21 protein-coding genes and 3 tRNA genes are annotated in these 22,696 nt (G+C 65.2%); 11 read left to right on the top strand and 13 right to left on the bottom strand.

Features of this window, described 5'->3' with window-relative positions; all coding sequences use genetic code 11:
• Positions 1 to 40: 40 nt before the first annotated feature.
• The 5 genes from flgA to PSEMAI1_RS0116325 all read left to right on the top strand — a co-directional run bounded on the left by flgA (position 41) and on the right by PSEMAI1_RS0116325 (position 4,074).
• Positions 41 to 727, top strand: a complete 687-nt coding sequence (gene flgA / locus PSEMAI1_RS0116345; RefSeq protein ID WP_024303903.1) for a flagellar basal body P-ring formation chaperone FlgA — start codon at positions 41 to 43, stop codon at positions 725 to 727.
• 81 nt (positions 728 to 808) lie between these two features.
• Positions 809 to 1,096, top strand: coding sequence for a flagellar biosynthesis anti-sigma factor FlgM (gene flgM, locus PSEMAI1_RS0116340; protein ID WP_024303902.1), 288 nt, complete (start codon positions 809 to 811; stop codon positions 1,094 to 1,096).
• Positions 1,093 to 1,593, top strand: coding sequence for a flagella synthesis protein FlgN (locus PSEMAI1_RS0116335; RefSeq protein WP_232219940.1), 501 nt, complete (start codon positions 1,093 to 1,095; stop codon positions 1,591 to 1,593). Before flgM ends, PSEMAI1_RS0116335 begins: the two co-directional genes overlap by 4 nt.
• A 75-nt stretch (positions 1,594 to 1,668) precedes the next feature.
• A complete protein-coding gene (locus PSEMAI1_RS0116330) occupies positions 1,669 to 2,589 on the top strand; it encodes a CobD/CbiB family protein (RefSeq protein WP_024303900.1) in 921 nt (306 codons plus the stop codon).
• 123 nt (positions 2,590 to 2,712) lie between these two features.
• Positions 2,713 to 4,074 carry a DEAD/DEAH box helicase gene (locus PSEMAI1_RS0116325; protein WP_024303899.1) on the top strand — a complete coding sequence of 454 codons (1,362 nt, stop codon included), beginning with the start codon at positions 2,713 to 2,715 and terminating at the stop codon, positions 4,072 to 4,074.
• A gap of 287 nt (positions 4,075 to 4,361) precedes the next feature.
• On the opposite strand, the gene PSEMAI1_RS0116320 is transcribed toward PSEMAI1_RS0116325, so the two are convergent.
• The 3 genes from PSEMAI1_RS0116320 to PSEMAI1_RS0116310 are packed head-to-tail and all read right to left on the bottom strand — an operon-like array spanning position 4,362 to position 7,059.
• Positions 4,362 to 4,928, bottom strand: a complete 567-nt coding sequence (locus PSEMAI1_RS0116320) for an LUD domain-containing protein (RefSeq protein ID WP_024303898.1) — start codon at positions 4,926 to 4,928, stop codon at positions 4,362 to 4,364.
• Positions 4,925 to 6,307: a lactate utilization protein B gene (locus PSEMAI1_RS0116315; RefSeq protein ID WP_024303897.1), complete on the bottom strand. Its 1,383-nt coding sequence runs from the start codon at positions 6,305 to 6,307 to the stop codon at positions 4,925 to 4,927. The genes PSEMAI1_RS0116320 and PSEMAI1_RS0116315 overlap by 4 nt, the downstream gene beginning before the upstream one ends.
• Positions 6,304 to 7,059, bottom strand: coding sequence for a (Fe-S)-binding protein (locus PSEMAI1_RS0116310; RefSeq protein WP_024303896.1), 756 nt, complete (start codon positions 7,057 to 7,059; stop codon positions 6,304 to 6,306). Before PSEMAI1_RS0116310 ends, PSEMAI1_RS0116315 begins: the two co-directional genes overlap by 4 nt.
• A gap of 350 nt (positions 7,060 to 7,409) precedes the next feature.
• Between PSEMAI1_RS0116310 and PSEMAI1_RS0116305 the strand changes: the two genes are divergently transcribed.
• The 4 genes from PSEMAI1_RS0116305 (at position 7,410) to PSEMAI1_RS0116290 (ending at position 8,953) form a co-directional block, all read left to right on the top strand.
• Positions 7,410 to 8,642, top strand: a complete 1,233-nt coding sequence (locus PSEMAI1_RS0116305; RefSeq protein WP_024303895.1) for an aspartate kinase — start codon at positions 7,410 to 7,412, stop codon at positions 8,640 to 8,642.
• Positions 8,643 to 8,702: 60 nt separating this feature from the next.
• Positions 8,703 to 8,796: transfer RNA gene (locus PSEMAI1_RS0116300), tRNA-Ser, on the top strand.
• 2 nt (positions 8,797 to 8,798) lie between these two features.
• Positions 8,799 to 8,875: transfer RNA gene (locus PSEMAI1_RS0116295), tRNA-Arg, on the top strand.
• Positions 8,876 to 8,877: 2 nt separating this feature from the next.
• Positions 8,878 to 8,953, top strand: a tRNA-Glu gene (locus tag PSEMAI1_RS0116290).
• 140 nt (positions 8,954 to 9,093) lie between these two features.
• On the opposite strand, the gene PSEMAI1_RS0116285 is transcribed toward PSEMAI1_RS0116290, so the two are convergent.
• Positions 9,094 to 10,365, bottom strand: a complete 1,272-nt coding sequence (locus tag PSEMAI1_RS0116285; RefSeq protein WP_232219939.1) for a DUF1615 domain-containing protein — start codon at positions 10,363 to 10,365, stop codon at positions 9,094 to 9,096.
• A 169-nt stretch (positions 10,366 to 10,534) separates the two neighbouring features.
• On the opposite strand from PSEMAI1_RS0116285, the gene PSEMAI1_RS0116280 reads away from it, so the two are divergent.
• Together PSEMAI1_RS0116280 and PSEMAI1_RS0116275 are read left to right on the top strand one after the other, a co-directional pair.
• Positions 10,535 to 11,680 carry an acyltransferase gene (locus PSEMAI1_RS0116280; protein ID WP_024303893.1) on the top strand — a complete coding sequence of 382 codons (1,146 nt, stop codon included), beginning with the start codon at positions 10,535 to 10,537 and terminating at the stop codon, positions 11,678 to 11,680.
• Positions 11,681 to 12,113: 433 nt separating this feature from the next.
• Positions 12,114 to 12,512: a hypothetical protein gene (locus PSEMAI1_RS0116275; protein ID WP_024303892.1), complete on the top strand. Its 399-nt coding sequence runs from the start codon at positions 12,114 to 12,116 to the stop codon at positions 12,510 to 12,512.
• 122 nt (positions 12,513 to 12,634) lie between these two features.
• Here PSEMAI1_RS0116275 and PSEMAI1_RS0116270 read toward each other — a convergent pair whose 3' ends face one another.
• The 9 genes from PSEMAI1_RS0116270 to ppk1 all read right to left on the bottom strand — a co-directional run bounded on the left by PSEMAI1_RS0116270 (position 12,635) and on the right by ppk1 (position 22,677).
• The gene (locus tag PSEMAI1_RS0116270) at positions 12,635 to 13,339 is read right to left on the bottom strand and encodes a glutathione S-transferase family protein (protein ID WP_029770774.1); all 705 of its coding nucleotides are present in this window, start codon (positions 13,337 to 13,339) and stop codon (positions 12,635 to 12,637) included.
• Positions 13,340 to 13,465: 126 nt separating this feature from the next.
• On the bottom strand, positions 13,466 to 14,287 hold the full coding sequence (locus PSEMAI1_RS0116265; RefSeq protein ID WP_024303891.1) for an SAM-dependent methyltransferase: 822 nt from the start codon (positions 14,285 to 14,287) through the stop codon (positions 13,466 to 13,468).
• Between the two features lie 79 nt (positions 14,288 to 14,366).
• On the bottom strand, positions 14,367 to 15,239 hold the full coding sequence (locus PSEMAI1_RS0116260; RefSeq protein ID WP_024303890.1) for a LysR substrate-binding domain-containing protein: 873 nt from the start codon (positions 15,237 to 15,239) through the stop codon (positions 14,367 to 14,369).
• Positions 15,199 to 16,338, bottom strand: a complete 1,140-nt coding sequence (gene alr / locus PSEMAI1_RS0116255; protein WP_024303889.1) for an alanine racemase — start codon at positions 16,336 to 16,338, stop codon at positions 15,199 to 15,201. Before alr ends, PSEMAI1_RS0116260 begins: the two co-directional genes overlap by 41 nt.
• Positions 16,339 to 16,403: 65 nt before the next feature.
• Positions 16,404 to 17,168, bottom strand: coding sequence for a transporter substrate-binding domain-containing protein (locus PSEMAI1_RS0116250; RefSeq protein ID WP_024303888.1), 765 nt, complete (start codon positions 17,166 to 17,168; stop codon positions 16,404 to 16,406).
• A gap of 188 nt (positions 17,169 to 17,356) precedes the next feature.
• The gene (locus PSEMAI1_RS0116245; RefSeq protein ID WP_024303887.1) at positions 17,357 to 17,959 is read right to left on the bottom strand and encodes a CBS domain-containing protein; all 603 of its coding nucleotides are present in this window, start codon (positions 17,957 to 17,959) and stop codon (positions 17,357 to 17,359) included.
• Positions 17,960 to 18,216: 257 nt separating this feature from the next.
• The gene (gene ettA, locus PSEMAI1_RS0116240) at positions 18,217 to 19,884 is read right to left on the bottom strand and encodes an energy-dependent translational throttle protein EttA (RefSeq protein WP_024303886.1); all 1,668 of its coding nucleotides are present in this window, start codon (positions 19,882 to 19,884) and stop codon (positions 18,217 to 18,219) included.
• A 157-nt stretch (positions 19,885 to 20,041) separates the two neighbouring features.
• Positions 20,042 to 20,521 carry a DUF456 domain-containing protein gene (locus tag PSEMAI1_RS0116235; RefSeq protein WP_024303885.1) on the bottom strand — a complete coding sequence of 160 codons (480 nt, stop codon included), beginning with the start codon at positions 20,519 to 20,521 and terminating at the stop codon, positions 20,042 to 20,044.
• Between the two features lie 101 nt (positions 20,522 to 20,622).
• Entirely contained in the window at positions 20,623 to 22,677 is a 2,055-nt protein-coding gene (ppk1, locus tag PSEMAI1_RS0116230; RefSeq protein WP_024303884.1) for a polyphosphate kinase 1, read from the bottom strand.
• Positions 22,678 to 22,696 lie beyond the last annotated feature (19 nt).

Raw genomic sequence — 22,696 nt, 5'->3', positions numbered from 1 at the left:
GCGCCCTCGGCCGGGCCATTTCTCGGGTAGAATGAACCGCATGCAAAAATGCCTTATCGCATTATCGGTCCTGCTGGCGGCGCTGCTGTTTCCGCTCCAGCTGATGGCGGCCACGCAGAACCTGGCGGCGCTGGAGCAGGCGGCGCGGCGCTTCGTCGAGCAGGAGCTGCGCTATCGCCCGGCCAGCTTCACGCTGGGCCGGCTGGACCCACGCCTGGCGCTCCCTGCCTGCGAGCAGCCGCAGGTGGGATGGACGCCAGGGGCTGCGCCCGTGGGCAACAGCTCGCTCGATCTGTCTTGCCCCTCTGCGGGCTGGTCCTTGCGCTTGCTGGTGACGATCACCGAAAAACGCATGGGCGTGGTGGCGACCCGGCCGCTCAAGGCCGGCGAGGTGCTGTCGCAGGAGGATGTCAAGCTGGTCGAGATGAACTCGCCGGCGCTGGGGCGCAACGTGCTCAACCGGCTCGACCAGGCCATCGGCCAGAGCATGAAGAGCAGCGTGCCGGCGGGGGGCTGGCTCAGGAGCTTCATGTTGCAGCAACCCGACGTGGTCAGGACCAACCAGCGGGTTCGGGTGGTGGCTCGTGGCGACGGTTTTGCCGTGAATGCCGATGGTACGGCGCGCGGCAATGCCGCCGTCGGGGAAACGGTGCGGGTGAGGATGGCGAGCGGGCGGGAGGTCAGCGGCGTGGTTCAGGCCGACGGCAGCGTGCTGGTGTCATTTTGAAAATAAAATGCTCAAGATTCTGTTTTTTCAGTCGATAATAAAGCCAAATCCCCCAATCTCTCTCGTGGAAGGACGTAAGCCATGAAAATCGACAACACGAGCAAGGCACTCGGAGCGTATGGCGCCCTGAGCAAGTCCGTGCGACGGGAGAGCACGCCCAAAACATCCGATAGCGCCGCCGCCTCGGAAAATGTCGCCATCAACCCCAAGATCGGCGCCATCGAGCGCGAGGTGAGCGCTGAGCCGGCATTCGACGCGGCCAAGGTGGACGCCATCAAGCAGGCCATCGCTTCCGGTTCGTTCCAGATCAACCCGGACAAGATCGCCGATCAGCTCATCGCCTCGGCGCAGGAACTGCTGTCCCGTTGAGTTCGATCCTTCCTTCGCCGGACGCCCGCCGCATGCCGCAAGCCGACACCTTCATCGCGCTGTGCCACAGTGAAACCACCCTGCTCAAGGAACTGGCGGCCCTGATGCAGCGGGAGCAGGCAGTGCTGATCCGCAACGATGTGGCGGCGCTCGAACCGCTTGCCGCGGAAAAGACGCGCCTGCTCGAACAACTGGCCGCCCAGGCCCGTGAGCGTGCCGGGCTGATGCAGGAGGCCGGCCTGACCGATGCCGAGCGGGTGCACGCCTGGCTCGCCGACAAGGCTGCCGCCCGGGAGGCCTGGGGCGAGCTCGACAGCGCGCTCAAGCAGGTGCAGGCGATCAACCGCCTGAACGGCCAACTGGTCGATCGCCACCTCGCCCAGACCGAGGAAACGCTCGAGGTGCTGCGCCAGGCAGCCATCTCCACGCTCGGTTACGGCAAGGACGGATCCTTGCCCACGCTCTCCGGCGGCGGCCGCCATCTCGGCTCGGCTTGAGTGGCTCGGGTGGGCGGGACGATGCCTTTGTGGTATCGTGCGTCTGGGCCAGAGACCACCTCAAGACCATAAGCCATGACCCTGTTATCTCTCATCCTCGCACTCGCACTCGAGCAACTCCGCCCGCTGGGTAACCGCAACCGGGTCTGGCTGCTGTTCACCCGTTATGCCAACCACCTGGAGCGCAACCTGAATGCCGGCTTTAACCGGCACGGCGTGATGGCGTGGCTGGCGGCGATGCTGCCGCCGCTCCTGGTGGCGCTGGGGGGGTATTACTTGTTGATGGCGATCAGCCCGGTGCTGGGGCTGGCGTGGAACGTGCTGGTGCTGTACCTGACCATGGGGTTCCGCCACTTTTCCAGCTCGTTTTCCGAGATATCCCTGGCCTTGTCGGAAGGGCGCGATTTCGACGCGCGCCAGACGCTGGCGCACTGGACCGGCCAGCCGACGGCGGAGCTGTCGGTCAACGAGATCTCCCGGCTGTCGATCGAGCAGGGCGTGGTGGACAGCTATCGCCACGTGTTCGGCACCATGTTCTGGTTCCTGGTCCTGCCGGGCCCGGCCGGCGCCGTGCTGTACCGTCTGAGCTACATCCTGCACCAGAAGTGGGGCGAGCGCAGCTCGGGCGACGATCTGTTCGGCCGCTTCGCGGCGCGCGCCATGAGCTGGCTGGACTGGATTCCGGTGCGCCTGACGGCGATCAGCTTCGCCATCATGGGCGACTTCGAGGATGCGCTCTATTGCTGGCGCTCGCAGGCCCGCACCTGGGGGCATTACGCGCACGGCATTCTGCTCGCTTCGGCGGCCGGCGCACTTGGCGTCAAGCTGGGCGATCCGGTGCGGCAGGACTACACCATCAAGTTCCGCCCGGAGCTGGGGCTGGGCGAGGAGTCCGACCCCGACTACCTGAAGAGCGCGGTGGGCCTGGTGTGGCGCTCCGCCTTGCTGTGGCTGTTCGTGATCCTCTTGATCAGCGTCGCGGCCCAACTGAGCTGAACGACCGGCTGGCGCCGCCTTAGGGCGGCGTCAGCCTTTTTATTTGTCACTGAAACCAACATTCTTTTCGAGACGGCCGGCCCGTGATCGGCCGTCCCGGGTGTTACCGCAGGAGTATTGTTCATGTCATTTGCCGAGCTTGGGCTGTCGCCGGAGATTCTCCGCGCCATCGACGAGCAGGGCTATTCCGAGCCCACGCCGATCCAGGCCAAAGCCATCCCGCTGGTGCTGTCCGGACGCGACCTGCTCGCTGCCGCACAGACCGGCACCGGCAAGACGGCAGCGTTCATGCTGCCTATCCTGGAACGTCTGAAGAAATTCGCCAGCACCAGTGCCTCGCCGGCGATGCACCCGGTGCGTGCGCTGGTCCTGTCGCCGACGCGCGAGCTGGCCGACCAGATCGCGGTCAATGCCGCGGCCTACACCAAGTACCTGCCACTGCGCTCCACCGTGGTGTTCGGCGGGGTCAACATGGACCCGCAGACGCAGGAACTGCGCCGCGGCGTGGAAATCCTGATCGCCACGCCGGGCCGCCTGCTCGACCACGTCGGCCAGAAGACCGTGCAGCTCAACAAGGTCGACGTGCTGGTGCTGGACGAAGCCGACCGCATGCTGGACATGGGCTTCATCAACGATATCCGCAAGATTCTCGGCATGCTGCCGCGTACGCGTCAGACCCTGCTGTTCTCCGCCACCTTCGCGCCGGAGATCAAGCGCCTGGCCGAAGAGTTCATGCGCGATCCGCAGACCGTGGAGGTGGCGCGGCAGAACTCCACCAACGCCCAGGTCGAGCAACTGGTGTTCTCGGTAGACAGCCAGCGCAAGCGCTACCTGCTGTCGCACCTGATCCGCGAGCGCCAGATGGGGCAGGTCATCGTGTTCTGCAAGACCAAGCTCTCCGCCGACCAACTGGCGCGCGACCTGAAGCGCGACGGCCACGCCGCCGAGGCGATCCACGGCGACAAGGCCCAGGGGGCGCGGCTGGAAACCCTGACGGCGTTCAAGAACGGCGAGGTCAAGGTGCTGGTGGCGACCGACGTGGCGGCGCGCGGGCTGGACATTTCCGAACTGCCCTACGTGGTCAACTTCGAGCTGCCCAACGCGCCGGAGGACTACGTGCACCGCATCGGCCGCACCGGCCGGGCCGGCGCCTCCGGCGTGGCCATCTCGCTGATGGGCCAGGATGAGGGCAAGCAGCTCGAGGCGATCGAAAAGCTGACGCGCCAGAAGCTGACGCCGCAGCCGGTTTCCGGCTTCTGGCCGTCGTGGCTGGAGCGCCCGCCAGAGGAGATCGCCAGCACGGCGCGCCGCCCGCTGGAGGGCTCACGCGGCGGCCGCGGCGCTTCCCGTTCCCAGGGCGGTGCGCCGTCCGGCGAGCTTCCGCGCAAGCCCGACAACGGCGAGCCGCGCAAGGTGCTCAAGCCCCGCGCCGGCAAGCGCCAGCGCGAGATCCCGGCGTTGCTCCTGCCGCCGCGTTACAAGTAAGTCCCGTTCCTCGACCCCGCCGCTGTGGCGGGGTTTTTCATGTGTGCCGAACAAAAAAAGAGACCCCGCGAGCGGGGTCTCAGGCTGCTGACAAAGTATCCTGTTCAGATTCTACCGGACCCGGCAAAGCCGGGCCGCTCCTGATCCGTTATGGAATCCGCAGCCTTCCTGTTTACACGACAACCCCCTTCCGCTTCGCAAAAGGGGGTTGTCAACAATCACAGACCCGCGAGCGGGGTCTGTGGCAGAGCAACACACCAAATGAGGGAAAAGGGTAGGGGAGGCGGTCAGCAGAAGATCACCAGCGCCGCCATGGCGCCGTGTGCGCCCATCACCAGGCTCTGCTCGATGTCGGCGGTGCGCGACGAGCCGGCGATGAAGGCGCCGAAGCCGTGCTCGCGGATGGCGATCTGGCCGTAGGCATCGCGCATGGTGTCGACCAGCTTGTCCCTGGGCACCACCATCACCAGTTTTTCGGTGAGGAAGTAAAGCGAGCGGAAGATGTTGTCGGGGTGGCTGATCCACACCGCGGCGTTCTCCGCCACGGCCAGATCGCCGGGCACGATGGCGATGTCGACGTCCTGCCAGTCGTGTGGGGTGAAGGCTTCCGCGTGCTGCATCAGGGTCAGGTCGACCACGCGGCCGGGGTTCGGCCAGCGCCGCGCCACCACCTCGGCCACGGTCTGGCCTTCCGCCAGCATCACCGCTTCCCCGCCCAGGTTGCGGATCAGCCCGGCGAAGGCGGCGAACTTGTCGTCGAAGGTGACGAACGGCACGGCGTGGATGTCGGGCAGAGCCGGGCCCTCCGGGCGGTTGCGGCGAATCTTGGCCAGCATGGCGTCGCGGCTGCTCATTGCTTGTCCTCCTGGCGGCGGCGGTAGAGTTCCTTGAAGCTGTGCTCCGGCATCTCGGGCAGCTCGCGTCCCGGCCGGCTCCAGGCGGTGCCGTCCTTGACGAAGGCGGGCAGGATCGGCACCACCTTGCGCATCGCCTTGCCGGCGGTGTCGAGCAAGGCAGGGTGTCGGGTCAGGAAGCGCATCGCCAACAGCCCCATCTTCTTGGCCGGCTTCAGCGTGCCGGCATCGAAGGCGCGCTTGCGCTGCAGGATCAACTGCTCGTGCAGGTTGATCTTCACCGGGCAGACGTTGGAACACGAACCGCAGGTGGTGCAGGCGAAGGCCATGCTGCCGTGCTTCCTGATATCGCGGCTCGGTCCCAGCGTGGAGCCGATCGGCCCGGGGATGATGTAGCTGTAGCTGTGGCCGGAGCTGCGCCGGTACACCGGACAGGTGTTCATGCAGGCACCGCAACGGATGCAGCGCAGCGAGGCGTAGAAGTCCGGGTTGCCGAGAATGTCGCTGCGGCCGTTGTCGACGACGACGATGTGCATCTCGCCGCCCGGCCGGGCGCGGTGGAAGTGCGAGGTGTAGGTGGTCACCGGCGAACCGATCGCCGAGCGCGCCAGCAGCCGCGTGAACACGCCTAGGTGCTCGAGCCTGGGGATGATCTTCTCGATGCCCATCGAGGCGATGTGCAGTGGCGGCAGCGCGGTGCCGAGGTCGGCGTTGCCCTCGTTGGTGCACACTACCACGCCGCCGGTCTCGGCGACGGCGAAGTTGACCCCGGTTAGCCCGGCGTCCGCGGTCAGGAAGTGCTGGCGCAGGTTGGCGCGCGCGGCGTGGGTCAGGTAGGTCGGGTCGTTGTTGCCGGCTTCGGTGCCGAGTTCGGCATGGAACAGCTCGGAAATCTGCTCCTTCTTCAGGTGAATCGCCGGCATCACGATGTGGCTCGGCGGCTCGTGCCGAAGCTGCACGATGCGCTCGCCCAGGTCGGTGTCGATCACCTCGATGCCGCGTTCCTCCAGGTAGGGATTCAGGCCGCACTCCTCGGTCAGCATCGACTTCGACTTCACCAGCTTCTTGACCTGCCTGGCGGCCAGCAGCTGGTGCACGATGCGGTTGTGCTCGGCGGCGTCGGCGGCGAAGTGCACGGTGACGCCGTTGTGGCGGGCGTTCTCCTCGAACTGGACCAGGTACTCGTCGAGCCGGGACAGCGTATGCGCCTTGATCTGCTCGGCCAGTTTGCGCAGCTCCTCCCACTCCGGCAGCTGCTGGGCCTGGGCGTCGCGCTTCTGGCGCACGAACCAGATCGCCTGATCGTGCCAGCGGGCGCGCGCGCCGTCGGCCAGGAACTCGCGCGCGGCGTCAGGATGATAGAGATTCTCTGGCTTCATGCCGCACCTCCGCGACCGGTGAGGATTTCCACCACGTGCAGCGGGCGGATGGGGCGGCCGTTGTGGCGGATGATGCCGCCCATGTGCATCAGACAGGACGGGTCGGCGCCGACGATGTACTCGGCACCGGTGGCCTCGTGCTGGGCTACGCGGTCGCGTCCCATCGCCACCGACACCTCGGCCTCATCCACGCTGAAGGTGCCGCCAAAACCACAGCACTCGTCGCGCCGTTCCGGCAGGCCGATCTCGATGCCGTCGACCAGTTGCAGGATGCGTTCCAGCCGCGACTGGTAGGGAATCATCAGCTCGCTCGGGCTGGCATGGTGCAGCTCGCGCAGGCCGTGGCAGCTCTGGTGGATCGACACCTTGTGCGGGAAATGCACCGGCTTGGGCAGCCTGTCCACCTTCAGCACGTCCTGCAGGAACTCGACGATCTCGTAGACGCGCGGCTTCAGGCGCTGGAAGTCGGCGTTGTCGGCGATGTACCACGGGTAATGGTGCGTGACGTGCGCCACGCAGCTGCCGGACGGCGCCACCACGTAATCGAAGTCCTTGAACACCGCGGTGAAGCGCAGGGCGGCGTCGCAGGCGCCGGCGCTGTCGCCGTTATTGGCCAGCGGCTGGCCGCAACAGGACTGTTCCATGGGATAGGCGACCTCCACGCCGTAGCCTTCCAAGAGCTCCAGCGTGGCCATGGCGACATGGGGAAACAGTTCGTTGACGAAACAGGGGATGAACAAGCCGACTTTCATTGGGACCTTCCGATGCGTTTTCCACGGCGGGCAGGGATGTCATGTTGAATTAAACGCCTGCCGTCCCGGCTTTGCCAATGCGGAGTAACCCTTGCCGCTCGATCGGGAGGAAACCGGCAGGATTCCACGTCATGGAAGCAAACACCCGTCTGCGGCCATTCTGTGGAGGAAAATGGCGGTTTTCCGCCGTTTGTTGGTGAAATTGTACATGGCTCGAGCGCCCGTCCCGGCTCGATTGGCGACGTTGCGGGGCGCGGGCTGGATATTGCCCGAAAACGCCCTTGCAATTCGCCCCAAGATATGGTCAGAATCGGGGTTCGAATTTTTTATTTCCCCCTATAAGAGCAAGCATGGCACTCATCGTACAGAAGTACGGCGGCACCTCGGTGGGCACCACCGAGCGCATCAAGAATGTCGCCCGGCGCATCGCCAAATGGAAGGCTCAGGGACATGATCTGGTGATCGTGGTTTCCGCCATGAGCGGCGAAACCAACCGTCTGATCGGTCTGGCCAAGGACATCCAGGCATACCCCGACGCACGCGAACTCGACGTGCTCGTTTCCACCGGCGAACAGGTCACCATCGGTCTGTTGGCGATGGCGCTGAAGGAAATCGGCGTGCCGGCCAAGAGCTACTGCGGCTGGCAGGTGCCGGTCGTGACCGACAGCTCGTACAGCAAGGCCCGCATCCAGTCGATCGACGACGCCGCCATGCGCGCCGACCTCGAGGCCGGCCAGGTGGTCATCGTGGCCGGCTTCCAGGGCATCGACGAAGGCCGCAACATCACCACGCTCGGCCGTGGCGGTTCCGATACCTCGGCCGTGGCGCTGGCTGCCGCGCTCAAGGCCGACGAGTGCCAGATCTACACCGACGTCGACGGCGTCTACACCACCGACCCGCGCGTGGTGCCGGAAGCGCGCCGCCTCAAGACCATTACCTTCGAGGAAATGATCGAGATGGCGAGCCTGGGCTCCAAGGTGCTGCAGATCCGCTCGGTAGAATTCGCCGGCAAGTACAAGGTTCGGCTGCGTGTACTCTCCAGTTTCGAAGAGGAAGGAGAAGGCACACTGATCACGTTCGAGGAAGACCAAAACATGGAAAAGGCCGTAGTAGCAGGCATCGCATTTGACCGTAACGAAGCGCGCATCAACGTGAAAGGCGTGCCGGACAAGCCGGGCATCGCCTACCAGATCCTGGGCCCGATTGCCGACGCCAACATCGAAGTGGACATGATCATCCAGAACGTCGGCGAGCACGGCACCACCGACTTCTCCTTCACCGTGCCGCGCGGCGAGTTCCAGCGCACCCTGGGCATCCTGCGCGACGTGCAGACCCACATCGGCGCCACCAAGATCGACGCCGACGACAAGGTCGCCAAGATCTCCATCGTCGGTGTCGGCATGCGCTCGCACTGCGGCATCGCCTCGACCATGTTCCGCACCCTGGCCGAAGAGGGCATCAACATCCAGCTGATCTCCACCTCGGAGATCAAGGTGTCGGTGCTGGTCGACGAGAAATACCTCGAACTGGGCGTGCGCGTGCTGCACAAGGCCTTCGGCCTGGATCAGGTAGCCGAGGCCTGATAACTGGATAACAGGGCTTGACAGGGTAGGACGCCATCTTTAATATGGCGTCTCTCTCACGGAGAAATGGCCGAGTGGTCGAAGGCACTTCCCTGCTAAGGAAGCATACGGGCTTAAACCTGTATCGAGGGTTCGAATCCCTCTTTCTCCGCCAGCGCATCCGTAGCTCAGTTGGATAGAGTATCTGGCTACGAACCAGAGGGTCGGGCGTTCGAATCGCTCCGGATGCGCCACTGTCCCCATCGTCTAGAGGCCTAGGACATCGCCCTTTCACGGCGGTAACCGGGGTTCGAATCCCCGTGGGGACGCCAGTTTCAGTAAGAAAGCCAGCCTACGGGCTGGCTTTCTTGCTTTGTCTTTTTCTCTTCCGCTTACTCGATCTTGTGTCGGAATGCCCAGCTCTCTGGCTGGCCGGGCCGGGGGCTTGCCCCCCCCCGGCTGGTCGCCATGCTCAACGCGTTGCGCGTTGCAGGCAGGTCTGGTAGCGCCCGTTCACCCGCTCGGCAAACCACTCGGTGGTTAGCTTGCGCGTAATCTTGGGGCTTTTCAGCTTGATCTGCGGATACTGTTCGCGCGGCGCCTGGCCGCCGTAGAGCGGGTCGGCCAGGGCATAGACCTTGCGGTACAGCTCGGTCTGGCCGAAGGCGGCGAATTTTTCCTGCTTCAGGTCGCGCAGGATGGCGCTGTCGCTCATGCCCAGGCGGTTGTCCAGCGTCTGCAGGGCGCTCAAGGTGCTGCCGCCGTTGGCCTGCCCCTTCTCGTAGCTCAGGAGGTCGCCGTCGCGCGCGAGCTTTCGCCCGCTGAGCCGGCCGACCACGGTCTGGAAGGCGGCGTTGCGGCTGCTGTAGCGGCCGGCGTTGAAGTCGGCGAAGCGGTACTGCATGTCCTTGTAGGGGGCCGGGTATTGCAGCAGGATGGCGATGCCGAAGTAGAGGCCGCCGCGGCGGCTGAACACTTCGTTACGCAGGCCGCCTTTGCGCGGGTAAGGGTAGGGCCAGGCACGCACATGGCCTTCGGCGAACTCGATGCTGACCTGCATCGGTCCGCCGGTGCGGATCGGGTTCTTCTTCATGATGGTGGGAAAACCGATTTTCTCCGCTTCGGCCGACATGTCCTCGTACAGCTCGTTCATCTGCTTCTCGGTGCGCAGACTGTCGATGCGTTCCTTGTAGCTGCGGCCGTTGGGCGAGGGTTTGAGCAGGGCGGTCTTCACCAGCGGCAGGGGAATGTGATAGCCCGCGGCCTTTTCGCCGATCTTGCCCCAGACGATATTGGGCAGCCCTGGCACCACCGGGTCGGACTGCCAGCTCGATTCCTGTTCGATCACCGCCGCGGCGGCGCAGAAGTTTTCCGCGGTGTAGGGCAGCTTCAGTGCGGTGAAGGCGTCGAAGATGTCCTCGGTCCAGCCGGCGCGGTCACGGATCTTGGGCGGCAGGGCCTTGTCCAGGGTGGCGCGCCCTTGCGCTTCGCTGATCGCGGGTACGCGCGGTGCCGGCGCGGCCGGCTTGCCGACGGGGGGCGGCACGATGGTGAGCGGCGTTTCGATCGGCGGCACGTCGGCGGACAATGCTTCTGCCGACGGCGACGAGGCGGCGTCGGGCCGCGGGTAGCCGTCCGGCGGCATGACGATGGGGGCGGCTGGCTGGCTGACCGGGGTGGCCGTGCTGGCACAGCCGGCCAGGCAAGCGGTCAGCAGCAGGGGCAGGGTATAGCGTTTCTGCACGATGAGAGGCTCGTAAAGCTGGAGAACTGGCGCAAGAGTAGGGGAATGCGCGGAGCACGGCAAGCGTCTGGCCGTGCGCTCTTGACTTTATGACAAGTTAGCGCTGTGGCTTGTCGCCTCAGGCTTTATAATGCTTCGCTTTGATGACGGATCGGATGGTTCTGGATCCATGAGCAACAAGAATCTGGCCGTGGAGGGGGTGCGCGGCCTGGCGGCCCTCGCGGTCATTCTTTCCCATTCCGCACTGACGTTCTGGCCCTATCTGCACGGCGATGTCGACGAGTTGCGCTCGGGGTTCGAGCGCTGGGTGTTCGATTCGCCCTTCGGTTTTTTTTATTCCGGCGCCGGGGCAGTATCGGTGTTTTTCGTACTGAGCGGTTTCGTGCTGGGGCGTAGCGTATTGGGTCAGACCGGTCTGGTTCGGTCCCTGCCCGGTATGGTGGTGCGTCGTTATTTCCGTCTGATGCTGCCCATCCTGGCCACTTGCCTGCTGGCCTGGGCGGTATTCGCCTTCGTGCTGCCGCAGGTCGATCGGCAGGCGCTCGGCGAATGGATTCGCTTGTTCGGCAGTTTCGATTTCTCGCTGACGAGCGCTCTCCGGCAGGGGACGGTCGAGACCATCTTGTGGGGGGCGTCTGACTACAACTGGGCACTGTGGACGATGCGCGTCGAGTTCTTCGGTTCGCTGCTGGTGTATGGGCTTGCCGCCCTGCTGGTGTATTGGTCGCGTCCGGGCTGGCTGTTGCCGGTTGCCGCCCTGGCCTGTTTGTGGCTGGTGCCGGGGGGCGACGGCATGTACTACGCGCTGTTCGTGTTCGGGATCTGGCTGGCGGCGAGTGAATGGACCGTCGATAGCCGCGTCGTGGCCGCCTTGCTGCTGCTGGCTGGGCTGTATCTCGTCGGCTATCACGAGGAGAGCCGCTCCTACCGCTTCATCGAGCAGCATCTGGCCTTGACGTGGCGCGGCGAATCGATGAGCAACTATGATCTGGCCAATGCGCTGGGGGGAATGCTGATCGTCTGGGCGGCGCTGAAGAGCCCCTGGCTAGGGCAGTGCCTGTCGGGGCGCGCCATGGCGTGGCTCGGGCGGCTGTCGTTTTCGGCCTACCTGCTGCACATGCTGGTGCTGGCGACCGTGGCGCCGGCGGTGTTCAACGCCCTGCGTCCGGAACTGTCCTACACCGGTGCCGCGCTGCTGAGCCTGCTGGCCTCGCTCCTGGCCATCTATCTGTGTTCGTTGCCCTACGCCCGCTGGGTCGACGAAACCAGCATCCACGTCTCGCGCAAAGCGGGCCGGCTGGTGTGGCGCCGCTGAGGCGACGAGGCCGGCCTGGGGCGGCGGTTAATCCTGCCGGCTGCAGGATGATGGCGAGCGACAGCAGCGTTACGCTGATCAAGGGATGCAGAATCCGATTCATTCCCCGTTCTCCTCGTACAAGGTGGCATTGTCATCAGGAGGTCGTGGGGCTTCGGTGTGCTGCGGCAGGGGAACGCCGCTGAGCCGGTGCGGGCTCTGGTAAGAGGCGGGCCGCGTCGGCGTGCTTTCCACCTGGCACGGTTGTCCTCTTCATATTCAATCTGGCATGTCTTCGGTATCCATTAAGTTTAGACGGTTAATCGCAGACCGGAGAGGCGCGGGGGCCTTGCCATTTAACATCTTTTAACAAGGCGCCGGGGGCGCGACATAGATCAGACAAACTTGCTTTTTACACTGCAAGCACGTTCTTACCGCGCAAAGGAGCCTCATCATGAAACGTGCCTTGCTTGTCGCCCTGTGTCTGTTGCCGTTGACGTCCTTTGCCAAGGACGGCATGTACGAGCGGCCGGATCCGGCATACTACCAGCCCTATCCGTCCTACCGATCCTTCCAGGTTCGTATCGAGCGGGGTGTGCGAGATGGTTCGCTGACCCGCTGGGAAGCGCGCCGCTTGCTGCGCCAGCTGGACGATCTCAAGGATCAGCGCCGGGCCTATCTGGCCGACGGTTACCTGTCCTATTACGAGCAGCGCCGGCTGGCACGCAGCGAGCAGGCCCTGTCGGAAGAGATCCGTCGCCAGCGCCACGACGACCAGAACCGTTACGACTATCGCGGTTATCCTGAACCCCAGCCCCGCTACGACTACCGGGATGCTCCGGACCGCTACTGATTTCCATGCTGCCCGGTTTCTCCAGCCCTGCTTCGGCCATCCCTGCGGATGGCCGCTTTTTTGTGATGGGCCTGGGAGGGGGAGATATGCCATCGTGACATTGGTGAAGCGGGAGAGGCGGCTCAGGCCGTGACAGGGTAGTAGCGCGCCTGCATGCGGGCGGCGTAGGCGCAGAGGTTGGCGTGGTGCTCGGTCTGCGTGCGCAAGGCGGTGTCGAACACCGGGCACAGTAGTCCGGCGACGAAGGCGTAGACGCTGGCGTCGGCGCCGCACGGGGTATCGCCGAGCAGGTAGGGCCGGTCGCCGAGCAGCGCGGCCAGGGCGTCGATGTCGCGGCAGCCCAGCGTTTCGATTTCGCTCTGGCTATGACGGCCGATGCCTTGGGCGTACAGCGAGTGCCGGATCTTGCGCCGCACCAGGGCGGTGACCAGCGGCCGCAACGGAGCCGGCACGGCGGCGAAGAAGCGCGCCGGACCGCGTTCGAAGTTGGTGTCGATGACCCAGCGCGCGTGCACCACGGTGAAGTAGAGGTGTTCTTCCAGCATCTTTTCCACCGCCCAGGCCAGCGCGCGCTCGCGCGCGTCGTAGCCGGCGTCGAAGTCGATGGCGTACTTGCGCTCCAGGTGGAAGCGGATCAGGGTGGAGTCGGCGATGCGCTCGCCGTCGTCGTCGAGATAGGGCAGTTTGCCCTTGGGCGCCCGGCGAAAGCCGTGGGTATCGCACTGGTAGGGCAGGCCGGCCATCTTCAGCAGCAGTTCGGCTTTCATCACGAAGGGGCTGAGGTCTGGCAGGCCCAGCGCCGGGCCGAAGGTGTACAGCGTGATCATGACAGGCCTTTCGCGAGGGAGGTGTCTGTCATTGTAGGCCGGGAGTCATGCGGTATGCATGGTCGGCGGAACGCTTCGGCCAATCCTGGCCGCTATCTGCAGGTTGACCGAAGCCGGGGTCTTGGCTCAGTAGACGAAGCGTTCCCGCAGCTCGTCCAGGTTGAGCTCGTGCAGAATGCTCTCCAGCCGCTGCTGGGCGTTCTTGCGCGGGGCATCGGTGCGGCGGGCGATGATCAGCTCGTTCTTCATCGAGTGCTCCCAGCCGACCAACTCGGTCACCGTCAGCTGGTAGCCGTGCGCCTCCAGCTGCAGGCAGCGCAGCACGTTGGTGAGCTGGCTGCCGAATTCGCGGGTGTGGATCGGGTGGCGCCAGATTTCCGACAGCGGCGTCAGGCCGAAGCTCTGGTTCTTGTTCTTGCGCAGCACCGCGGCCACCTCGGCCTGGCAGCACGGCACCAGCACGATGAAGCGCGCCTGCTTGTTCAGCGCGAACTTGATGGCGTCGTCGGTGGCGGTGTTGCAGGCGTGCAGCGCGGTGACCACGTCGATGCGCTCCGGCAGCAGCGGCGAGGTGATCGACTGCTCCACCGTCAGGTCGAGAAAGGACATGCGCTCGAAGGCGAGCCGTGCCGCCAGTTCGCGCGAGCGTTCCACCAGTTCGGCGCGGGTCTCGATGCCGTAGATGTGGCCCACGCCCTTGTCCTTGAGGAACAGGTCGTACAGGATGAAGCCGAGATAGGACTTGCCGGCACCGTGGTCGGCCAGGGTCAGGTCGCCGCGCTCGGCCAGCACTTCGGCCAGCAGCGGTTCGATGAACTGGAACAGGTGGTAGACCTGTTTCAGCTTGCGGCGGCTGTCCTGGTTGAGCTTGCCGTCGCGGGTGAGGATGTGCAGTTCCTTGAGCAGTTCAATCGACTGCCCGGGCTTGATGTCGGGGATGGCGCTCACGCTGGAATCCTGGATGAAGGCGGGTTGGCGTGCATTTTACCAAGCCGTGGGCACCAAGGGCACGCCCAATCGTGATGCGCTAGATGGTGTTCTGCAGCCATTCGACCAGCGGCTGCAGCCGGCGCGAGTGGCGCTCGTGCGGCGGCCGCACCAGGTAGTAGGCCTGGCCGGTGAGCAAGGTGCGATCGAAGGGTGCCAGCAGGCTGCCGTTATCGAGGGCATCCTGCACGATGAACGGATCGACCAGCGCCACGCCCAGCCCGCAGCGCGCCGCCTCCACCGCCATCACGTCGGCGTCGAACAGCAGTTCCTTCTGCCCCCTGGGCCATTCCGCTGCGCCCAGTTCCAGCCACAGTCGCCAGTCGCGGCGGTCGCGCGTGGAGTGGATCAGCGTCAGCGTGCCGAGCTCGTCAGGCGTCAGGCCAGAGCGGCCCCGCAATAGCGCAGGGGCCGCCACCGGGATAAGCCGCTCCTGATGCAGCCGCTCCACCGTGACGCCGGGCCAGTCCCCGTTGCCGTACTGGATGGCGAGGTCGAACAGGCCCCAGTCGAACACCGGCTTTTCTTCCCACACCGTGCTCACGCTGATGTCGAGGTCGGGAAACTGCTGCTTGAAGCCCTGCAGGTGCGGCACCAGCCAGCGCACCGCGATCGATGGCGGCGACTTGATGCGGATGGCGTGGCGGCGCTGGTTGAGCTGGTCGCAGGTCTGTCCGATCTGCTGCAGTGCGTCGTGCACGCTATGCTGCAGCAGGGCGCCTTCCGGGGTCAGGTCGATGCCGCGCTGGCCACGGATCAGTAGCGGAAAGCCGAAATGCTCTTCCAGTTTGCGGATCTGGTGGCTGACCGCGCTTTGCGTCAGGTACAGCGCCTCGGCCGCCTTGGTGAAGCTTTGCAACCGGGCGACCGCTTCAAAGATGCGCAAGGCATTGAGCGGGGGAAGTTTGTTCATCGGACGGGGCGGGCACGGTGGAGTCCACCACAATCTGCCGGATCGGCACCCGACTCGTCAATGCGCACTGCAACTCTTCGCTGATGGTGCCGCAGCACCAGGCGATCTCGTCGCAGCTCAGTCCGGGCGCGCCCCACAACGTCACCTCGTCGCCGATCTGCACCGCCGGTAGCGCCGAGAGGTCGATCGCCAGCACGTTCATCGCCACCCGTCCCACCAGCGCGGCACGCTGGCCGCCCACCAGTACCGGGGTGCCGGAGGGCGCGGCGCGCGGGTAGCCGTCGCCGTAGCCGGCACCGACGATGCCGATGCGCATGTCGTGGCTGGCGGTGAAGGCCGCGCCGTAGCCGATGCTGTCGCCGGCCCGGAGCGTGTCGACGTGCACGATGCGGGCGGCGAAGCGCATCACCGGTTCGATGGCCTCGGACCACAGCCGGGTGTCGGGGTAGAACGGATTGTTGTTGTAGAGTAGCCCGCCGACCCGCACTGCCGCGCCGTGGGTGCGCGTTTCGCGCAGCACGGCCGCGCTGTTGGCGGCGGTGAACGGCAGGCCGGTGGCCTCGACCACCTGCATGAAGCGCCGCCAGGGCTCGTCCAGCGGCGTGCCGAGCTGGTCGGCGCAGGCGAAGTGCGTCATCAGCCCGGCAACGCGGCAGAACGACGTCGCTTGCAACTGGCGTACCACCGCCAGCGCCCGCTCCGGGGTGAAGCCGAAGCGGTTCATGCCGGTATTGACCTTGACCCACACCGTGACCGGCCGCGCCTTCTTGAGCAGCCACTGCAACTGGTGTTCCGAGCGCAGCACCAGCTCGAGACGGTGCTGCGCGGCGGTATCGATATCGCCTTCCTCCAGCGCTCCTTCCAGCAGCAGGATCGGCGCGCCGATGCCGGCGTGGCGCAGCGTCACGGCGTCGTCCGGCTGGATCAGCGCGAAGCCGTCGGCGTGCGGCAGTGCCAAGGCCACGCGCGTGAGGCCGTGGCCGTAGGCGTCCGATTTCACCACGGCCCAGACCCGTGCCGAGCCGGCCAGCCTCTTGGCCTGGGCGTAATTGCGGCGCAGCGCGGGCAGGTGGATTTCGGCGTAGGCGGTCTTGGTCATGACGGGGCTTTCGGCGGCGGGCACGGCTATGCCATGCCCGCCGGAAGGTCGGGAAGGAGAGGGGATTACTTGAACGGGTAGATGTCGTAGCTGAAGTACTTGGCCTGGATCTGCTTGTAAGTGCCGTTGCTGAGAATCTGCTTGAGCGCCGTGTTGAGCTTGGCACGCAATTCCTTGTTGCCCTTGCCCACTGCCATCGCCGCGCCCATGTAGTACTTCGGGTCGTTGTAGACCGGACCGACAAAGGCGAAGCCCTTGCCCATCGGCTTTTGCAGGAAGTCCGACTCGCCGATGGTGGCGTCCAGGTAGACGGCGTCGAGGCGCTGGCCGGTCAGGTCGAGGAAGGCGTCGGTGATCTTGCTGTAGACCTTGATCTTGCTGCCCATCGGCGCCCACTTGGCGGTGGCCTCCTGCATCTGGGTCGAGCTGCGCAGCACGCCGATCTTCTTGCCCTTGAACCAGGCGTCGTTGATCTGGGTGCCTTCCTTGGCCATCAGGCGGCCGGGAATCTTGAAGTACATGTCGCTGAAGTCGACCACCTTGGCGCGCTCCGGCGTGATGCTCATCGAGGCGATCGCCACGTCGAATTTCTTGGCCTGCAGTGCCGGGATGATGCCGTCGAAGTCCATCGCCTTCAGCTCGCACTCCAGCTTGGCCTCGGCGCACAGCGCGCGGGTGATGTCCGGATCGAAGCCGGTGATGCTGCCATCCGGGTTCATCTTCGAGAACGGCGGATAGCTGGCGTCGGTCACGATGCGCACGGTCTGGGCCTGGGCCAGCCAGGGCAGGGCGCACAGCAGGGTCAGCGTGAGTACTTTTTTGCAGGACATCGTTTTCTCCCTTTGTAGTCGGCGGTATGAGCCGATGCCCGTAGGCTAAGGGAGGGCAAGGCGGCGGAACAAATGATTTCTGGCCATCGGGGTATGAGAGAAATTCATGGCGCGGGCGGTCACGGCGCCGAGCGCGCGGATGAAAAAAGGCAGCCATCGGGCTGCCTCCGGGCGGGGTCGCCGGGCATTCAACTTTCGTGCAGCAGCGAGTGCTGGATCTCGGAGAAGGCCTGTGGCACGCGGATGAAATTCAGCGAGATGCCGAGGCGGCGCGCCATGTGCGTGGTCGAGAACAGGCCGCACACTTCGTAGTGGCCGGTTGTCGGATTGAGTTCCACTACCAGCGCGTGCTGGCGGCCGTGCTGCTTCATGGTGGCGACCATGTGGCCGACCTTGGCACTGGCGACGTCCTCGAGCTTCAAGGCCTCGAGCTCGGTGCGCGGCGTCATCACGTCGCGCACCAGCAGGTCGGCGCGGCGCTTGTTGTGGCCGAGCATGCACTGCATCGGCCGCTCCCCCAGCATGTCGGTGGCCGTCACCAGGCCCGCGAGGCGGTCTGCGGCGTCGGTCACGAACAGCAGCCGGATGCCGCGGCTGACCATTTCGTGGTGGGCGTCGTCGAGCGGAGTGTCTTCGTACACGCTAACCGGATCGACCGTTTTCAGATCGGTCATCACCTCGAGAGCGGGACTGTCCATGGTGACCGAGGGCCGGGGACGCGCATCGAGGCGGATCAGGTCGGTGGTGGGCGGGAGTGCGACGGTGGGCAGGAAGTGGAACTGGCTTTCCATGAGGATTCTCCTCTGCGTATTTGATTTTTTTACGGCCGCCGGGCGCCCTGGCAACGCATGGGCCCCGCATGAGCCTGCACACCTTTCACGGTGGGGGACGAATGCCCCTTCGCAAAAAGACGACCCATTCTAGGCACGTTTCGCGGCGGGTTTGAAGCCCCCGCTGACGAAACAATTGTTACGGTTTGTTCACGCGCAAAGAAACCCCGCTGCGCCACGGGGCGGAGCGGGGTTGGTCTGAAGCGGCTGGCGGGGACTCAGCGCGTGATCGGCTTGTAGCGGATGCGCTTGGGCTTGGCGCCTTCCTCGCCCAGGCGGCGCTTCTTGTCGGCTTCGTATTCCTGGTAGTTGCCGTCGAAGAAGGTCCACTGCGACTCGCCTTCCGCCGCCAGGATGTGGGTGGCGATACGGTCGAGGAACCAGCGGTCGTGGCTGATCACGAACACGGTGCCGGCGAATTCCAGCAGTGCGTCTTCCAGCGCGCGCAGGGTTTCCACGTCGAGGTCGTTGGACGGTTCGTCGAGCAACAGCACGTTGCCGCCCTTGAGCAGGGTCTTGGCCAGATGCAGACGGCCGCGCTCGCCGCCGGAGAGCATGCCGACCTTCTTCTGCTGGTCGGCGCCCTTGAAGTTGAAGCGGCCGAGATACGCCCGGCTCGACATCTCGAACTTGCCGACGTTGAGGATGTCGAGCCCGCCGGACACGTCCTCGAACACCGTCTTGTCCGCCTCCAGCCCCTCGCGCGTCTGCTCGACGAAGGCCATCTGCACGGTCTGGCCGATCTTCACCGTGCCGGCATCCGGCTGCTCCTTGCCGGCGATCATCTTGAACAGCGTCGACTTACCGGCACCGTTCGGGCCGATGATGCCGACGATGGCGCCCGGCGGCACCTTGAACGACAGGTTGTCGATCAACAGGCGGTCGCCGAAGCCCTTGGACACGCCGTCGAACTCGATCACCTCGTTGCCCAGGCGCTCGGCCACCGGGATGAAGATCTCCTGGGTCTCGTTGCGCTTCTGGTGCTCGAAGCTCGACAGCTCCTCGAAGCGGGCGATACGCGCCTTGGATTTGGCCTGACGGCCTTTCGGGTTCTGGCGCACCCATTCCAGTTCCTGCTTCATCGCCTTCATGCGCGCGCCTTCCTGCTTGGTTTCCTGCTCCAGGCGCGCTTCCTTCTGCTCCAGCCAACTGGAGTAGTTGCCCTTCCACGGGATACCCTCGCCGCGGTCCAGTTCCAGGATCCACTCGGCGGCATTGTCGAGGAAGTAGCGGTCGTGGGTCACCGCGACCACGGTGCCGGGGAAGCGCACCAGAAACTGCTCCAGCCATTCCACCGACTCGGCGTCGAGGTGGTTGGTCGGCTCGTCGAGCAGCAGCATGTCCGGCTGCGACAGCAACAGCTTGCACAGCGCTACGCGGCGCTTTTCACCACCCGACAGCGGACCGATCTTGGCATCCCACGGCGGCAGACGCAGTGCGTCGGCGGCGATCTCGAGCTGGTGCTCGACGTTGTCGCCGGCTCCGGCGGAGATGATCGCCTCCAGGCGCGCCTGTTCTTCGGCCAGCGCATCGAAGTCGGCATCCGGTTCGGCGTAGGCGGCGTACACCTCTTCCAGGCGCTTCTGCGCGCCCATCACGTCGCCCATGCCGCTTTCCACTTCCTCGCGCACGGTCTTGTCGGCGTTGAGTTGCGGTTCCTGCGGCAGGTAGCCGATCTTGACGCCGGCCAGGTGCTGCACCTCGCCGTCGTATTCCTTGTCGACGCCGGCCATGATCTTGAGCACGGTCGACTTGCCGGCGCCGTTCAGGCCCAGCAGGCCGATCTTGGCGCCGGGGAAGAACGACAGCGAGATATCCTTGATGATCTGACGCTTGGGAGGGACGATCTTGCTCACGCGGAGCATAGACATTACGTATTGAGCCATGACGGTTCCACGCTGATTGGTTGCATCGTTAACCGGGGGATTCTACCAAAAGCCCAAGAGGTGGGGAGGGTTCCGGCAGGAACCGGCTTCGACCGGCAGGAAGGGACCGACAAGCCTGGCAGCGGGGCGAGCTCCCCACCGTGCTGTGGTGCCGGCTTTAGAAAACCAGCGCCAGCGCGAACGTCGCCAGCATGGCGAAGGCGCAGCCGATCTTGGCCACGGTGCCGACGATGAAGCCGGCGAAGGTGCCGAGCCCGACCTTGCCGGCCTGGTAGACGTCGCGCCGGGCGAGGAATTCGCCGATCGCCGCGCCGACCAGCGGGCCGAGAATGACGCCCGCCAGCCCGAGGAACAGCCCGACCACGCTGCCGATGACCGCGCCCCACAGCGCCTGCCGGCTGGCGCCGGTGGCCTTGGCGCCGAGCAGGCCGGCCACGAAATCGACGGCGAGACCGATGGCGGTGAGCAGCGCCAGCAGGCTCAGTGTGACCGCGCCGATCTGCTGGAAGTCGCCTACCCAGCCCGCCAGCAGCAGGCCGCCCAGCATCAGCGGCAGGCCGGGCAGGGCGGGGAACACGGTGCCGGCGAGGCCGGCGAGCACCAACAGGGCGGACAGCGCGTAGAGCAGGATATCCAAGGGTATTTCCGGAAGGAGGGCAGGGAAGGATAAGAAACGGCGACCGACGGGAAGTTCCGCCCGGCCGCCGTGTGTTCTGTCGGACTGACCGAACTCAGCGCTCAGCCGGCGTACTCGTCCAGCAGCGTCTGCTGGGCGCAATGCACCTTGCCGCGCGCATGGCGGCGCTTGTAGCTGCCGTCCGGCTGCATGTCCCAGGCGTTGGCGTTGTCCTCGAGGTAGATGCGCAGGCCTTCCTTGATCATGCGGCGCTTGATCTTGGGGTCGACCACCGGCACGCAGGTCTCGATGCGGCGGAAGAAGTTGCGCCCCATCCAGTCCGCGCTGGAGAAGTACAAGTCTTCGGCACGGTCGTTGTAGAAGTAGAACACGCGCGGATGCTCGAGGAAACGGCCGACGATGGAGCGCACGCTGATGTTGTCGGACAGACCCTCCACGCCCGGACGCAAGGCGCACACGCCGCGCACGATCAGCTGGATCTTCACCCCGGCCTGGCTCGCGCGGTACAGCGCGTTGATTACCTGCGGCTCCAGCAGTGAGTTCATCTTGGCGATGATCTGTGCCGGGCGCCCTTCGCTGGCGTGCTTGGCCTCGCGCTCGATCGCTTCCAGGATCATGCTGTGCAGCGTGAACGGCGACTGGTGCAGCAGCTTCAATTTGCTCGCCTTGCCCAAGCCGGTCAGTTCGATGAACAGGTCGTTGACGTCGCTGGCCAACTGTTCGTTGCAGGAGATCAGGCCGAAGTCGGTGTAGAGGCGGGCGGTGCGCGGGTGATAGTTGCCGGTGCCCAGGTGCACGTAGCGCTTCAGGCCGTTCTCCTCGCGCCGCACCACCATCAGCATCTTGGCGTGCACCTTGTAGCCGAACACGCCGTACACCACGTGCGCGCCGGCGTCTTCCAGGCGCGAGGCCCAGCTGATGTTGGCCTCCTCGTCGAAGCGCGCCATCAGCTCCACCACCACCGTCACCTGCTTGCCGGCGCGGGCGGCGGCGATCAGCGACTCCATCAGCACCGAGTCGGTGCCGGTGCGGTACACCGTCATCTTGATCGCCACCACCTGCGGGTCGGTGGCGGCCAGGTTCAACAGGTCGATCACCGGCTGGAAGCTCTGGTAGGGGTGGTGCAGCAGGATGTCGCCCTGGCGGATCGCGTCGAACAGGCTGGATTTCTTCTGCAGCGAAGCCGGCAGGGTCGGCACGAACGAGGCGAACTTGAGGTCCGGGCGGTCGACCAGGTCCGGCACCTGCATCAGTCGCACCAGGTTGACCGGGCCGTCGACGCGGTAGACGTTTTCCGGCTCCAGCCCGAACTGGGTGACCAGGAAGTCCTGCATGTGCTGCGGGCAGGTGTCGGCGATCTCCAGCCGCACCCCCTCGCCGAACTGGCGCTGGCGCAATTCGCCCTGCAAGGCGGTGCGCAGGTTCTTCATGTCCTCGTCTTCCACGTTCAGCTCGCTGTCGCGCGTGACGCGGAACTGGTAGCAGCCCTTCACCGTCATGCCGAGGAACAGCTCGTGCACGTGGGCGTGCAGGATCGAGGACAGGAACACGAACATGTGCTTGCCGTCGGACAGATGCTCCGGCAGCTTGATCACGCGCGGCAGGATGCGCGGCGCCTGCACGATGGCGATGCCGGACTGGCGGCCGAAGGCGTCCTTGCCCTCCAGTTCCACGGCGAAGTTCAACGACTTGTTCAGCACCTTGGGGAAGGGGTGGGACGGATCGAGCCCGATCGGCGTCAACAGCGGCATCACCTCGCGGAAGAAATAGCCCTTGACCCATTCGCGCTGCTCGTCGGTCCAGTCGATGCGCCGCAGGAACAGGATGCCTTCCTCGCGCAGCGCCGGGAACAGCGTATCGCGCATCACGGCGTACTGCTCGCGGATCAGCGCGTGGGTGGCCTCCGATACCTTGCGCCGCGCCTGGTGCGGCGTCATGCCGTCCGGCAGCGGCGTGTCCGGCTGGGTTTCCACCATCTCGTTGAGCCAGGCCATGCGGACTTCGAAGAATTCATCCAGGTTGGATGAGACGATGCACAGGAAGCGCAGCCGCTCAAGGAGAGGGAGCCGAGGGTCTTCGGCCTGAGCCAGGACGCGCCGGTTGAATTGGATCAGTCCGAGCTCGCGGTTGAGCAGCAGGTCGTTCTGTTGCGACATGGTTGTTCTGGGATGCTTG

The sequence above is a fragment of the Pseudogulbenkiania sp. MAI-1 genome (assembly GCF_000527175.1).
Taxonomy (GTDB): domain Bacteria; phylum Pseudomonadota; class Gammaproteobacteria; order Burkholderiales; family Chromobacteriaceae; genus Pseudogulbenkiania.
Note: the sequence above shows the minus strand (reverse complement) of the source record. Positions and strands in the feature narration are given on the sequence as shown.